Raw genomic sequence first — 13,373 nt, 5'->3', positions numbered from 1 at the left:
CGTTTATTTGGATAAAATTGCCGATAAATTTCATAAATCTAAGGTTAATCCATGCAAGAAAATTTGTTTTTGTTTACAGGTTGGATCGCTTCTTTGTTTACCGACAACGAGCATGTTATCCACGCGGTAAATTACGCGGGACATCTCGTTTTAGTCGCGATTATCGTGCTCATCGTGGCAAAATTTGCAACTAAAAATTTGCAACTCGTGCCTCGCGGAACGCAAAACATCCTCGAAGCGTATTTAGAAGGCGTCGTATCCATGGGCAAGGACGTGCTAGGTAGCGAAGCGCTATCTAGAAAATACCTGCCGCTAGTCGCGACCATCGGTTTGATCGTATTCGTAAGTAACATAATAGGCATAATACCTGGATTTGAGGCCCCGACTTCGAGCTTAAATTTGACCCTCACTCTAGCACTCGTGGTTTTCGTGTTTTACCACTACGAAGGTATCCGCGTAAACGGCGTGGTTAAGTATTTTGCTCACTTCATGGGGCCAAACAAATGGCTAGCTCCGATAATGTTTATCGTCGAGATCGTTTCGCATCTGTCTCGCGTAGTATCGCTTTCTTTCCGACTTTTCGGTAACATCAAGGGCGATGATTTGTTTCTTTTGGTTGTGCTTGCTCTCGCGTCTTACGCTGCGCTCCCGGCGTTTGTCTTGCTTACGTTTATGGCATGCTTGCAAACATTTATCTTTATGATTCTTACTTACGTGTATCTTGCCGGCGCGATTTTAATCAGCCACGACGAGCACTAAAATTTAAATTTACGCGTCCGCCAGCTAAAATACGCTAAAATCGGCGGGCGCAACCCCTTCTTTTTATCTAACTTAAATAAAAATCCTGCTAAAATAAGCCCTAAATTTTAAATAAAAGGCAAATTATGTTTGAAGTCGTTATCGGGCTTGAGGTTCACACTCAGCTTAATACAAAAACTAAAATTTTCTGCTCTTGCTCCACGAGCTTCGGCGATGAGGCAAATACGCACGTTTGTCCGACCTGCCTGGCGTTACCTGGATCTTTGCCAGTGCTAAACAAAGAAGCCGTGAGAAAGGCGATAAGCTTTGGCGCGGCGGTAAATGCGACTATAAATAAACGCTCGGTTTTTAACCGTAAAAATTACTTTTATCCCGACCTTCCAAAAGCCTATCAAATTTCGCAGTTTGAGATACCGATAGTGGAAAAAGGCGAGCTTTTTATTGATGTAAACGGCGAGAAAAAACGCATCGGCATCACTCGCGCGCACCTTGAAGAGGACGCGGGCAAAAACATCCACGAGAGCGGACAAAGCCTAGTCGATCTAAACCGCGCTGGCACGCCGCTGCTTGAGATCGTGAGCGAGCCTGACTTGCGCAGCTCCGACGAAGCGGTCGCGTACCTAAAAAAACTGCACTCGATTTTGCGATTTTTAAACATTAGCGACGCCAATATGCAGGAAGGAAGCTTCCGCTGCGACGCTAACGTCTCCATCCGTCCAAAGGGCGACAGCAAGCTTTATACGCGTGTCGAGATTAAAAATTTAAACTCGTTTAGATTTATCCAAAAAGCGATCGACTACGAGGTCGAGCGTCAAAGTGCGGCGTGGGAAGACGGCAAATACGATGAAGAAGTTTATCAAGAGACTCGCCTTTTTGATACCGTAAATTTGGTCACGCGCTCTATGCGAGGCAAGGAAGATAGCGCCGAGTATAGATATTTTCCAGATCCAGACCTGCTACCTGTCGAGATCCCGGAGGAGATGTATAACGAAGCGATCAAGATCCCTGAGCTTGCCGAGCAAAAAGTCGCTAGATACGAGCGTGAGCTTGGCATCAAAGAGGACGATGCGCTGATTTTAACTAGCAGCGTGGAGACGGCGAAGTATTTCGAGGAGCTCGTGGATGCTAAGATATCGCCGAAGCTTGCCGTAACGTGGCTCATCGTCGAGCTTTTGGGGCGTCTTAAAAACGGTGCTACGATCGAGACATCGCCAGTAAATTCGGCTAAGATGATAGAGCTTTTGCGCCGCATAGAAGACGGCACGATAAGCGCCAAGGCGGCAAAAGAAGTACTTGACTATCTTATGGAAAATGACGCGAGTGTGGACGGCGTCATCGAAAAATTGGGATTAAAACAGGTGAGCGACGACTCGGCTATCGTAGCGATAATAGATCAAATTTTAAGTGCGAACGCCGACAAGGTAGCTGAGTATAAGAGCGGCAAGGACAAGCTTTTTGGATTTTTCGTCGGCCAAACGATGAAAGAAGGCAAAGGCGCGTTTAATCCCGCAAAAGTAAATGAGCTTTTAAAAGAAAAATTAGGATAAATTTGGCTTGCGCCGCTGTTTTGACTTTATTTGGCAGCGTAGTCAAATTTAATCCGTTTAATTTTTGCAAAAGTAAGATTTGGACTTGCGAGTGGGTCGGTCAAATTTAGCTAAAACAAACGTAAATCACAAAAAAGAGAAAAAATGAAAATAGCCATCATCGGAGCGGGGAAGTGGGGCAGCGCGCTTTTTCATGCGCTTTCGCAAAGAAACGACTGCGTTATCAGCTCGCGCAGACAGCTTGAAGGCGTGCATTTTGTCGGCTTAGAGGAGGCGCTAAAGCGTGATCTGCTGGTCGTTGCCATACCTTCTCAGTCCGTTAGCGGTTGGCTAAAAGAGCATTTTAAAAACTTTGGACAGAAAATTTTAGTCGCCTCAAAAGGTATCGAAACATCGAGCTTACGTTTTTTGGATGAGATTTACGAGCAGCACGTTAGTGCGGCAAATTTGGCCTTTTTATCGGGCCCTAGCTTTGCTAAAGAGATACAAAACGACCTTCCTTGCGCGCTTGTGATAAACTCCAAAAACGAAGCCCTAGCACGCGAGATCTCAGAGCTTTTCCCGCAAAATATCAAAGCCTACGCTAGCAGTGACGTTATCGGTGCCGAGATCGCGGGCGCGTATAAAAACGTCATCGCTATCGCAGGCGGTATCTGCGACGGACTCGGGCTTGGCAATAGCGCTCGCGCCAGCCTTATTTCGCGCGGACTCGTCGAGATGGCGAGATTTGGCGAGTATTTCGGCGCGCAGCAGCAGACCTTTTTGGGTCTTAGCGGGGCGGGCGATCTGTTTCTCACGGCTTCATCGGTACTCTCGCGTAACTACCGCGTAGGCTTAGGACTTGCCAAAAACGAGAGCCTCAATAAAATCCTAAACGATCTAGGCGAGGTCGCAGAGGGCGTGGATACCTCCTACGCGATAGAAAAGATCGCCGCCGGCAAGGGCATCTATACGCCGATAGTAAACGAGGTCGCGGCGATGCTGCGCGGTAAAGACGTGCAGGAAAGCCTGAGAGATCTACTAAGTAAAAAATAAATTTTGGTTTAAAGTCGTGCATTCTACGGAGGCCCACAGCTGCTATAAAATTTGAAAATTTGATGGCGGACAGCGGTTTTTAAATAGCTGGCTTCTTTGGCTTGTTTAAATAATCCAAATTTGCCGAATTTTTATGCTGGATTTGGATTTAAAGCGCCGTAAAATTTGGATTCTGGCTAGTATTTAGTCTGTTTTATGTCGTCAATTTAAATCTAACCAAATTCGCCGAGTCGGCTTTTTCTTTTAGTTCTTTTGAGCCAAATCTTAAAATAATTTTATTGCCGGAAACCGCAGATAGCGATAGTAAAAAGGCATCTAGTTGCGCGTCGTTATTCGTACATTTTATCTCTAAAATACTTCTCCATCCCTTGCAAATGCGAAATCCCGTATGCTCACGAGCACTCGTATCAAGTATAAAAATAGAATCTAAATCAAATCTCGCCCCGTTAAAAGCTATTAAGTTTTTGTTTGTTACATATAAGCCTTTGTGGATCAAATTTACAATAAAAATATATATTAATAACATGCAAAAAATAACAAAAATAGCAGCGCAAACCTTTAGAAATAGGCTTTGATCTGCGAAGTCTTTAGATATTACCGTATATATAAATACAGCTATACAAACCACGGCAAATATAAATTTAATAAAAAGATTTTTAATGTGTTTTTCCTTATATTCACATAAAATATACTCGTCTTTATCTAGCTTGATATCGTTTTTTGGCGGGATATTTATAGCACAATTAGTATCTAAATTTATCACATATGCCCTTTTGACTAAATTTTAAACAATATTTTCAAAAATTATATCAAATATTTTATTAATGCCAATCTAAATTTATGAGCGATCAGTCGCAAAAAGCGCCTAATAGCACCTAACCCCCCGTTTCAAATTTCTTAAATTTATATAAAATAGTGTAAAATCCACAAAAACAAAAAAAGGAAAGATATGAAAAAGTTTATCGCCGCGCTTTTTTCGGCGCTATTTTTAGCGGGTTTGCCGACCGCGCTAAACGCCACAGATGCGCAAGCACAAGAAAAGCCGACTCTTCGCAAAATGATAGCCCAAATGATAATGGTCGGCTTCAACGGCTCTGATCCCAAAACCGCCAAAGAAGCCGTCTCGGAGGCCAAATATCAGCGTTTCGGCGGCGTGATGTTGCTCGGTAAAAATATCTCGGACAAAAAGAACCTCAAGGCGTTAACAAGCGCATTTAAAGAGGCGCAAAAAGGCATTTTCATCGCTATCGACGAGGAGGGCGGGCAAATCACGAGATTTAAGGATAAGAGCGGGTTTGAGACCTTTATCTCGGCGCAAAAAGTAGCAAAAACGCTCGATCTAGCTGCTGCTGGCGAGCTTTACGCTAAGATGGCGCAGCAACTAAAAGACGTCGGCGTGAACGTAAATTTCGCCCCAGTAGCCGACGTGCTAAATCCAAAATCCACCATCATCGGCTCGCGCGGCAGAGCGTTTAGCGCCGATATAGACGAGGTTTCGCTGTACGCAAGCGAGTTTATGAAGGCCTCGCAAGCTCGCGGCGTGATAGCTGCGATGAAGCACTTTCCAGGCCACGGTAACGTCGAGGCCGACAGTCACACTGCCAAGGTCGTGATCGAAAAATTCGACTATACCGAGCTTAAGCCGTATTTTGACGCGGTTCGCAAAAACGAAGCCAAGATGATAATGGTCGGCCACATCTACCTCATGCAGCGCGATACCGAGCTACCGGCCTCGCTCTCGCCGGCGATCATCGACGGCTTACTGCGCGGCGAGCTAAAATTTGACGGCGTAGTCATCAGCGACGACATGCTCATGGGCGGACTAAAGGACTTTGCGCTGCAAGAAAGGGTGATAAACTTTATCAACGCAGGCGGCGACGTGATGCTCTTTAGCGACTACAAGATAGACGGGCGCAGGACCGCAGAGCTCGTCACGCAGCTAGTCGTAGACGCAGTTGGCGCCAAGCAGATACCAAAAGAGCGTATCGAGGAATCCTACGAGCGGATAATGAAACTAAAAAATAGCTTACAATAGGCCAATTGCGGGGGTAAATTTGAGTTTCTAGCACGATAGCTGAAGTCAAATTTGCTCTTTGTATTTTTATAAATTCGTCGACCAAATTTGATGCAAATTTTAAATTTAAGTCAAATTTAGCACCCTAAATTTTATCTCAAAACCGCTCCGCTAAAATACAAATTTGCTTCATTTGATCAAATTTTACCTTACATTAGCCGCACCGCTTTTATGCAAATAGGGGTTTAAAAAACAGTCCTAGACAAATTTGCACCAAGCAAGGTCACCCTACAAAAATTAGAGTCAAATTTATCATTTTAGAGCCTAAATTTAAGCTTTTAAAATTAGTCTTAATGTATAATATATCTTTAAGAAAAATAATAAAAATTTCAAATTTAAGGAGCGAAAATGGACGAGGTAGCAGCAAAAGTAGAAGCGCTAAAAGACGAAATGGTGAAAAATAGGCGGTTTTTTCACTCTCATCCCGAGACGGGTTTTTTCACGTTTTTTACGACGGCAAAGATCGCTAGCGAGCTAAAAAAGCTCGGCTACAGCCTAAAAATGGGACGCGAGATAATGAAACCTGAAGCTAGAGCTGGGCTTGGCAGCGAAAAAGATAAAGAAAAATATCTAGAGCGTGCAAAAAGCCTGCTAAGCGCTGATGAGCGAGAGTTTTTGCCCGTGATGGAGGATGGGCTAACGGGCGTAATAGCCGAGCTTGATACGGGCAGGCCGGGCAAGACGCTTGCGTTTAGATTCGACATCGACGGTGTGGACGTGACCGAGAGCAAGGATGAGGCGCACAGGCCGTTTAAGGAGGGCTTTAGAGCCGATATAGACGGCATCACGCACGCCTGCGGGCATGACGGGCACATCACGATTGGCCTAGCGATGGCTAAACTCATCGCGCAAAATTTGGACGATTTTGAGGGCAAATTTAGATTTATATTTCAAACCGCCGAGGAGGGCACCAGAGGCGCCGTGCCGATGGAGCAAGCGGGCGTGCTAGAGGGCGTGGATTACCTGCTAGGCGGTCACATCGGCTTTCAGGCAAAGACTAGCGGCGGCATCATCTGCGGCACGAACAAGCTTCTTGCGACATCGAAATTTGACGTAAATTTTACGGGTAGATCGGCTCACGCGGCGGGCGCTCCGCAAGAAGGCGCAAACGCTCTACTGGCCGCGGCCCAGGCTGCTCTAGCTATGCACGGTATCACGCGTCATGCAGACGGCGTCACGCGCATAAACGTGGGCGTTTTGCGAGCGGGCGAGGGGCGAAACGTCATCGCACCAAATGGCTACATCGCCTGCGAAACGCGCGGCGAAACTACCGAGCTAAACGAATTTATGTTTAAAAAATGTATGGATATCGTTGCAGGCGTTGCGCAGATGTACGGCGTGCAGTACGACGTGAAGCTAACCGGCGGCACGAGCGGAGGCGACAGCAGCGAGGAGATCACCGATATCTACGAGCGCGCCGCGCGTCAGTCGCCTTTTATCAAGGACGAGCTCATCGTGCGGGATCTAAATTTCGGCGCTTGCGAGGACTTCGCGCACTTTATGCACGCCGTGCAAAAAGCAGGCGGCAAGAGCGGCTACCTGATGATCGGCACCAAGCTGGCCGCTGGGCATCACAACGGTGCGTTTGACTTTGACGAGAGCGCTCTGCTATCTGGCACGGACGTGTTTTTACGCTCGGCATACGCGATAAACGGCAAGGACGCGTGAGGGTAAATTTGAACCAAACTTGACGAATTTGCGTCGCTTGCGCTCGGCTTGATCGGTTTTTTAATCATCGATTGAGCCAGCGCGGCGGCGTAAATTTGGTAAATTCGGCGGTTAAATTGCTCGGCAGTCGGTCGTAAATTTGGCGGGTTAAATAGAGTCGTTGAAACTGTGCGGCGACAAGGCAAATTTGCCGATATCAAAACCGCAAATTTTAAACTGATTTAAATTTATTTGCTCTCTTTTTCCAGGTAGAAAATCTTAAAAAATAAATCTCGCAACAAGATGGCCGATGAAAACAGCCCAAGTAAAGAGAAAAAAAGTTGAAAAACCGTTATGACGGCAAATATTTCAAATTTTGTATCAAATGTTATCTCGATACGAGTTCCGCCCTGTAAAACTATGCCGTCTACGCCTACGCAACCAAAGAAATAATCATATATAATAAATGCGCTAAGTATAAGACCAAGCATCGACATCGGCCAGCTTATGATCGGCGCGCTTTGCGTTTACCGGACATAACGAATAACACACTCAAAATTATCGCCTGTAGCAGTCCAAGCACCTGCATATGGCTCGCGTAAAATTCTATCTCTTGCTTAAATGGACTTATGTCGCTAAAAATTTGGATATTTGGAAAGATTTGCTTCATGGCTTCTACGAAACTGCGGCAAATTTTGCAACTAGATAATATATCCTCGGGGATGATAAAAATCCCAAAAGAGGCGACGACATAAGCGATAAAAATGTTTTCAAAAAACCGCTACTTTGTATTTTTGACGGTTTTGGTCGCGGGTTTATTTTGCGATACTCGCCTTATGGTTTTAAATTTTGTTTTAGTCGTTGTTAAAATTTGACCTCGCGACAGCCTTAACCGCCGCAAAGTCAAATTTCAAATTTACGCTAAATTTGATCGGATCACGCCACGACGTTTGGAAACTCAAACACCGTTTTGCCGCTTTTTATCGTGATTACCGCCGCGCCTTTTAGCATTTTGCCTAGCAGCGGGGAGTTTTGGGATTTTGATTTATTTAGGCTTTTGTCGTATAGATACTCGAAACCTGGATCGATTATCGTGATGTCGGCGAGGTAGCCTTCTGCGATAACGCCCTTGTCTTTTAGTTTTAAAATTTTAGCTGCATTATAGGACGTCAGAGCCGCCATCTGTTCGATACTTATCACGCCGTCGTTTACCAACTCTAGCGTCATAGGTACGAGGGTTTGTAGGCCGAGTATTCCAAACGGCGCCTTGTCGAATTCTAAAAATTTCTCGTCGTTATGGTGCGGAGCGTGGTCGGTCACGATGACGTCGATGAGGCCGCTTTTTAGACCATCTCTGATCGCCTCTACGTCTGATTTCGTGCGAAGCGGCGGCGACATTTTAAAATTCGTATCGTAGCCTAGCAGCTCGTCCTCGGTATAGGTAAAGTGGTGCGGAGTCGCCTCGCAGGTCACGTTTATGCCGGCTGCGCGAGCCTGCGCGATGAGTTTTAGCGACCACTCGGAGCTAACGTGCGCGATGTGGATGTGGCCGCCTGTTAGCTTGGCTAGTAGTAGATCGCGCGAGACCATAATCTCTTCTTGCTCGCGCGGCATGCCCTTGATGCCTAGTATCGCCGAGACGCGGCCCTCGTTCATGTGGCCACCGCGGCACAGCGAGCAGTCTTGGGAGTGGTTGATGACGAAGCTGCCGAAGTGCTTTGAGTACTCAAGCGCGTATCTCATCACGTCGCTGCTAGCTACGGGTAGGCCGTCGTCGCTAAACGCCACTGCGCCCGCCTCAGTCATATCGCCCATCTCTACGCATTTTTTGCCGTCCATCTTGCTCGTTATCGCACCGATTGGTAGCAGGTCGATGAGGCCTCGGGCTTTAGCTTTAGCTACCATATCGCGCGTGACGACGGCGTTGTCGTTTACGGGGTTTGTGTTGGCCATCGGGCAGCAGGTGGTTACGCCGCCAGCGACCGCGGTTTCAGAGCCTGTGTTTATATCGTCTTTATACTCAAGGCCTGGATCCCTAAAATGCACGTGCATATCGATAAGTCCCGGCATCACGAGCTTGCCGCTAGCGTCTATTACCTTATCCGCCGCCGGTTCGTCCGCGGTGACTAGAGCGATCTTGTCGCCATCTATAAAGACGTTTGCTTTTTGCGAGCCGTTATGATTTACGATCGTGCCGTTTTTGATGAGAGTTTTCATTTTGCGCCTTTGTTTTTGATGAGAGTATCTAGGATCGCCATCCTGACGGCGACGCCGTTTTCGACCTGATTTAGCACGTGCGAGTAGCGCGGATCGTCGGCTACGTCGGAGTTTATCTCGACGCCGCGGTTTATCGGGCCTGGGTGTAGGATCATGACGCCATCTTTGGCGTATTTCATTTTGGCTTGGGTTAGGCCGAAAAATTTAGAGTATTCGCGCACGGACGGAAATGCGATCTCATCGTCCTGGCGCTCTAGCTGGATACGTAGCATGATGATGACGTCCGAGTCCTCGATCGCCCCTTGCATATCGGAGCAAATTTGACAGCCAAAAGCCTCCATACCCGTTAAAAACATCGGCGGACCAAAGAGCTTAACCTTGGCTCCGAGCGTTTTTAGGACGTAGATATTTGAGCGCGCCACGCGGCTGTGAAAGATATCTCCGATGATGGCGACCGTGAGATTTTCTAGGCTGCCGCGATTTTCCAGTATAGTAAAAAGATCAAGCAGCGCTTGGCTAGGGTGCTCGTTTAGGCCGTCGCCTGCGTTTATGACGTGAGCGTCGGTATTCTCGGCGATAAATTTAGCCGCACCCGAGCTGTAGTGGCGCACTACTACGATATCCGTTTTCATCGCGACGATGTTGTGAACGGTGTCGATGAGTGTTTCGCCCTTTTTAGTGCTGGAGCTTGAGGCGGTGAAATTTATAGCGTCGGCTCCTAGGCGCTTAGCCGCGATTTCAAAGCTCGTTCGCGTCCTAGTCGAGTTTTCGAAAAAGGCGTTTACGGTCGTTTTGCCGTAGAGCGACTTGGCTTTTTTGGTCTCGGAGTTGTTTAGCGCCTTAAACTCCTTGGCTAAATTTAGGAAATGGTAAATTTCGTCTTTGGTTAAATTTGCAGCGGTTACGAGGTCTTTTTTGGTATAGCTCATCCGTTTTTTTCCTTAGAAAGATAGAGTTAAATCAAAAAAGCGATATTACCCCGTTTTTACTTAAGATTTAATTTTGCAGCTTGCTAAACTCCGCGCCCAGACGCTCCCTAATCTCGTCGCCCGCGCGCTCGCCGTCTTTGAAATTTTCCGTGACGAGATCGTCTAGGCGGCTAAGCACCTCAAAGAGCTCGCTTTCCCATTTATCTGGGTTTCTAGCGGTGTTCATCGTCTCGATAAATGTCAGCTTCTTGCTCATCTCGCTTAGGCTTTCTAAAAATTTTTCTTTTAGATCCTCGTTTTTTAGGGCGTCGTCGTAGAGCGCTTTCATCTTTAGCTCTCTTAGCTCGCCGTTTATTATCTCGCAAAAATCCTTGTACTTTTGCACTGAAATTTGACGTACGGCCTCTGGGGAGTTGTTTGCTAGAGTGCCGTTCTCGTCGATCTTTCTCGTTATTTTTTGTATCTGCGTGTAGAGCACAAGCGCGACTACGACGCAGATGACGGCGTAAAATGCGATAGATGACATAGGTTTCCTTTTTTGATTTAAATTTGCGGTTATACTGAAATTTTGCTTTTTTTACTATAAATCGCGCTAAAGCTAACCACCGCTAGCGCGCTCCAGATCAGCAAAAACGACAGCGCTTTGAGCGCGCTAATTTGCTCACCGTAGTAAAAAACGGCAAGCAAAAGCTGCATCGAAGGCGAAATATACTGCAAATAGCCGATCGTGCTTAAATTTAGCCTAGTAGCCGCCGAGTTAAAAAGTAAAAGCGGCACGACGGTCGCAGGCCCGCAAAGAGCGATCAAAAGCCCGAACCACGAAAAGCTAAAGTGATTTTGTCCGCTAGCGGCTACGAAAAATAGCGCGACGAGCGCGATAGGAGCAATGAGTGCGGTCTCGACGAAAAGCCCCTCTAAAGAGGGCACGCTAAGGCGCTTTCTAATGAGCGAATAAAATCCAAACGTGATAGGCAAAATGATAGATATGATAGGTAGGCCGCCCGCGTCGTAAATTTGAACGCCGATAGCGACGAAGACGATAGCGATGGCAAATTTGCCCGCGCGCGATAGCTTTTCTTTTAAAATCAGCACGCCAAGGAGCATATTTACGAGAGGATTTATGAAGTATCCTAGGCTGGTTTCTACGATCTTGCCGATATTTACGGCATAGACGTAGATCCACCAGTTGGCGGCGATGAGAAGTCCCGTGACAAATAGCCAAAACGTGGTTTTCTTATTGCTTAAAATTTTCTCCGCTGCGCCTAGTTTGCGGCCAAATTTGAGTAGCAAAAACAAAAGTAGCACCGACCAAATGATACGGTGAGCGACGATCTCGGTGGCCGAAAGCGCGCTGAGCTGTTTAAAATAAATAGGAAAAACACCCCAGATCATAAAGACCAATAGGCCGTAGATGAAGCCGATTTTGGTTTGATTTTTGTCTTGCATTTTTCCGCTTTTTTGGCGAAATTATATTTATTTGTCGTTAATCAAAGCTTATGTGGCTCAAAAAAGCGCAGCGAGGGTAAATTTGGGGCTAAAATTTGAAATTTTATCTGTAATAAAAGTTCTTTTAGCTAAAATCGGGGTTATTTTTAAAAAAGGTTTAAAGATGTGGAGCAGAGATTCGTGGAGAAAATTTAATATCTTGCAGCAGCCCAGCTACCCAGACGAGGTCTTGCTAAAAAAGGCCGAGGATAAGCTAAAAACGATGCCGCCGCTAGTTTTTGCCGGCGAGGCTAGAAACCTAAAGCAAGACCTAGCTAAAGTTTGCAACGGCGAAGCGTTTTTATTGCAAGGGGGCGACTGTGCGGAGAGCTTTTCAAATTTTAACGCCGTAAATATCCGCGATATGTTTAAAGTGATGCTGCAAATGGCGATCGTTTTGACGTTTGCCGGACGCTGTCCCGTCGTAAAAGTAGGGCGCGTGGCTGGTCAGTTTGCCAAGCCTAGAAGCTCGGACTACGAGGAGCAAGGCGGCGTAAAGTTACCCAGCTACCGCGGCGACATCATAAACGGTTTTGAATTTAATGCCGAGGCTCGCGTGGCCGATCCAAACCGCATGATCGAAGCGTATTATCAAAGCGCATCCACGATGAACCTGCTTCGCGCCTTTTCTCGCGGCGGTCTAGCCGATCTTCACGAGGTAAATCGCTGGAATCTTGGCTTTATCAAAAAACCCGAGCTTGACGCCAAATACGGCGAACTAGCTAGGCAGCTGAGCCAAACACTAGCATTTATGGGCGCTTGCGGTATAAATGCCTCAAATACTCCCGCGCTTAGCGAAACCAAGGTCTACACCTCGCACGAGGCGCTTTTGCTGCCGTACGAGGAGGCTCTAACTAGAGAGGATAGCCTCACTGGCGACTGGTACGACTGCTCGGCGCATATGCTCTGGATCGGCGAGCGCACGCGCGGCGTAAACGATGCTCACGTGCATTTTCTAAGCGGCGTGCACAATCCTTTAGGCGTAAAGATCGGACCAAACGCAACCGCGCAGGACGTCATCGCGCTCGCAAATGCGCTAAATCCGCAAAACGAAGCGGGTAGACTAAACGTAATAATCAGAATGGGCGCGGATAAAATCGGCGAGCGGCTACCTAAAATCCTACGCGAAGTAAAACGCGAAGGCCTAAATATCGTCTACAGCATCGATCCTATGCACGGCAACACGATAAAAGCCGCAAACGGCTACAAAACGCGCGAATTTGATAAAATCCTAGCCGAAGTGCAGAGCTTTTTTGAGATACATAGAGCCGAGGGCACGCATGCTGGCGGCGTGCATCTAGAGATGACGGGCCAGGACGTGACCGAATGTACGGGCGGGTCGTTTAAGCTAAACGAGGATGATCTGGCGCACAGATACGAAACGCAGTGCGATCCGCGCTTAAACGCCGATCAGTCGCTAGAACTAGCATTTTTAATCGCTGAGTTTTTAAAGAAAATTTAGCTTTAGCGGGCGTAAATTTGGTTAAATTTGCGTCCCTTTAAATTTGACGCGCTTCAAATTTGGCTCTCAAATTTACCGAATTTATATGAGCCAAATTTGCCCCCGCTCGCCTTTTATCTTTCAAATTTGACCGTTTTTGTCTTTTTTAAATTAAATTTACCCCAAATTTCGCGAATTTCTTAAAATTTAATACAATTTTCGCTACATTAATGAAAAAA

13 protein-coding genes are annotated in these 13,373 nt (G+C 46.6%); 6 read left to right on the top strand and 7 right to left on the bottom strand.

Translation table 11 applies throughout. From position 1 onward, the window contains the following. The first annotated feature begins 51 nt into the window (after positions 1-51). The 3 genes from CSUNSWCD_RS08890 (at position 52) to CSUNSWCD_RS08880 (ending at position 3,341) form a co-directional block, all read left to right on the top strand. Complete coding sequence (locus CSUNSWCD_RS08890) at positions 52-759, top strand: F0F1 ATP synthase subunit A (RefSeq protein WP_002953298.1); 708 nt, start codon at positions 52-54, stop codon at positions 757-759. A 125-nt stretch (positions 760-884) separates the two neighbouring features. Next, the gene (gatB, locus tag CSUNSWCD_RS08885; protein WP_009495988.1) at positions 885-2,306 is read left to right on the top strand and encodes an Asp-tRNA(Asn)/Glu-tRNA(Gln) amidotransferase subunit GatB; all 1,422 of its coding nucleotides are present in this window, start codon (positions 885-887) and stop codon (positions 2,304-2,306) included. Between the two features lie 144 nt (positions 2,307-2,450). Next, the gene (locus CSUNSWCD_RS08880; RefSeq protein ID WP_009495986.1) at positions 2,451-3,341 is read left to right on the top strand and encodes an NAD(P)H-dependent glycerol-3-phosphate dehydrogenase; all 891 of its coding nucleotides are present in this window, start codon (positions 2,451-2,453) and stop codon (positions 3,339-3,341) included. A gap of 193 nt (positions 3,342-3,534) precedes the next feature. On the opposite strand, the gene CSUNSWCD_RS08875 is transcribed toward CSUNSWCD_RS08880, so the two are convergent. Beyond that, on the bottom strand, positions 3,535-4,104 hold the full coding sequence (locus tag CSUNSWCD_RS08875) for a hypothetical protein (protein ID WP_009495985.1): 570 nt from the start codon (positions 4,102-4,104) through the stop codon (positions 3,535-3,537). Between the two features lie 186 nt (positions 4,105-4,290). On the opposite strand from CSUNSWCD_RS08875, the gene CSUNSWCD_RS08870 reads away from it, so the two are divergent. Both CSUNSWCD_RS08870 and CSUNSWCD_RS08865 read left to right on the top strand, forming a co-directional pair. Then, positions 4,291-5,376 (top strand): glycoside hydrolase family 3 N-terminal domain-containing protein, encoded by a 1,086-nt coding sequence (locus CSUNSWCD_RS08870; RefSeq protein ID WP_009495984.1) that lies wholly within the window; start codon positions 4,291-4,293, stop codon positions 5,374-5,376. A 387-nt stretch (positions 5,377-5,763) separates the two neighbouring features. Next, complete coding sequence (locus CSUNSWCD_RS08865) at positions 5,764-7,083, top strand: amidohydrolase (protein ID WP_009495983.1); 1,320 nt, start codon at positions 5,764-5,766, stop codon at positions 7,081-7,083. A 227-nt stretch (positions 7,084-7,310) separates the two neighbouring features. Here CSUNSWCD_RS08865 and CSUNSWCD_RS08860 read toward each other — a convergent pair whose 3' ends face one another. From CSUNSWCD_RS08860 to rarD, 6 genes are all read right to left on the bottom strand, one after another. Further along, positions 7,311-7,559, bottom strand: a complete 249-nt coding sequence (locus CSUNSWCD_RS08860) for a hypothetical protein (protein WP_009495982.1) — start codon at positions 7,557-7,559, stop codon at positions 7,311-7,313. 8 nt (positions 7,560-7,567) lie between these two features. Continuing rightward, positions 7,568-7,732, bottom strand: coding sequence for a hypothetical protein (locus CSUNSWCD_RS11335; RefSeq protein WP_157788750.1), 165 nt, complete (start codon positions 7,730-7,732; stop codon positions 7,568-7,570). A gap of 266 nt (positions 7,733-7,998) precedes the next feature. Then, a complete protein-coding gene (locus CSUNSWCD_RS08855) occupies positions 7,999-9,279 on the bottom strand; it encodes a dihydroorotase (RefSeq protein ID WP_009495980.1) in 1,281 nt (426 codons plus the stop codon). After that, positions 9,276-10,208 (bottom strand): aspartate carbamoyltransferase catalytic subunit, encoded by a 933-nt coding sequence (locus CSUNSWCD_RS08850; RefSeq protein WP_009495979.1) that lies wholly within the window; start codon positions 10,206-10,208, stop codon positions 9,276-9,278. Before CSUNSWCD_RS08850 ends, CSUNSWCD_RS08855 begins: the two co-directional genes overlap by 4 nt. A 67-nt stretch (positions 10,209-10,275) precedes the next feature. Beyond that, positions 10,276-10,734, bottom strand: coding sequence for a hypothetical protein (locus CSUNSWCD_RS08845; protein WP_009495978.1), 459 nt, complete (start codon positions 10,732-10,734; stop codon positions 10,276-10,278). A 29-nt stretch (positions 10,735-10,763) separates the two neighbouring features. Continuing rightward, positions 10,764-11,654 carry an EamA family transporter RarD gene (gene rarD / locus CSUNSWCD_RS08840; protein ID WP_009495977.1) on the bottom strand — a complete coding sequence of 297 codons (891 nt, stop codon included), beginning with the start codon at positions 11,652-11,654 and terminating at the stop codon, positions 10,764-10,766. Between the two features lie 163 nt (positions 11,655-11,817). Here rarD and CSUNSWCD_RS08835 point away from each other — a divergent pair, with 163 nt between their 5' ends. Then, positions 11,818-13,155: a class II 3-deoxy-7-phosphoheptulonate synthase gene (locus CSUNSWCD_RS08835; protein WP_034964773.1), complete on the top strand. Its 1,338-nt coding sequence runs from the start codon at positions 11,818-11,820 to the stop codon at positions 13,153-13,155. Positions 13,156-13,373: the final 218 nt, after the last annotated feature.

Origin of the sequence: Campylobacter showae CSUNSWCD (assembly GCF_000313615.1) — a bacterium.
Classification (GTDB): domain Bacteria; phylum Campylobacterota; class Campylobacteria; order Campylobacterales; family Campylobacteraceae; genus Campylobacter_A; species Campylobacter_A showae_A.
The sequence above is the reverse complement of the archived record's forward strand: the minus strand, read 5'-3'. Positions and strand labels throughout refer to the sequence as shown.

Coding starts and splice junctions, on each gene's coding strand:
- CSUNSWCD_RS08890 (WP_002953298.1), top strand. CDS start 52: ATGCAAGAAAATTTGTTTTTGTTTACAGGTTGGATCGCTTCTTTGTTT.
- gatB (WP_009495988.1), top strand. CDS start 885: ATGTTTGAAGTCGTTATCGGGCTTGAGGTTCACACTCAGCTTAATACA.
- CSUNSWCD_RS08880 (WP_009495986.1), top strand. CDS start 2,451: ATGAAAATAGCCATCATCGGAGCGGGGAAGTGGGGCAGCGCGCTTTTT.
- CSUNSWCD_RS08870 (WP_009495984.1), top strand. CDS start 4,291: ATGAAAAAGTTTATCGCCGCGCTTTTTTCGGCGCTATTTTTAGCGGGT.
- CSUNSWCD_RS08865 (WP_009495983.1), top strand. CDS start 5,764: ATGGACGAGGTAGCAGCAAAAGTAGAAGCGCTAAAAGACGAAATGGTG.
- CSUNSWCD_RS08860 (WP_009495982.1), bottom strand. CDS start 7,559: ATGTCGATGCTTGGTCTTATACTTAGCGCATTTATTATATATGATTAT.
- CSUNSWCD_RS11335 (WP_157788750.1), bottom strand. CDS start 7,732: ATGAAGCAAATCTTTCCAAATATCCAAATTTTTAGCGACATAAGTCCA.
- CSUNSWCD_RS08855 (WP_009495980.1), bottom strand. CDS start 9,279: ATGAAAACTCTCATCAAAAACGGCACGATCGTAAATCATAACGGCTCG.
- CSUNSWCD_RS08850 (WP_009495979.1), bottom strand. CDS start 10,208: ATGAGCTATACCAAAAAAGACCTCGTAACCGCTGCAAATTTAACCAAA.
- CSUNSWCD_RS08845 (WP_009495978.1), bottom strand. CDS start 10,734: ATGTCATCTATCGCATTTTACGCCGTCATCTGCGTCGTAGTCGCGCTT.
- rarD (WP_009495977.1), bottom strand. CDS start 11,654: ATGCAAGACAAAAATCAAACCAAAATCGGCTTCATCTACGGCCTATTG.
- CSUNSWCD_RS08835 (WP_034964773.1), top strand. CDS start 11,818: ATGTGGAGCAGAGATTCGTGGAGAAAATTTAATATCTTGCAGCAGCCC.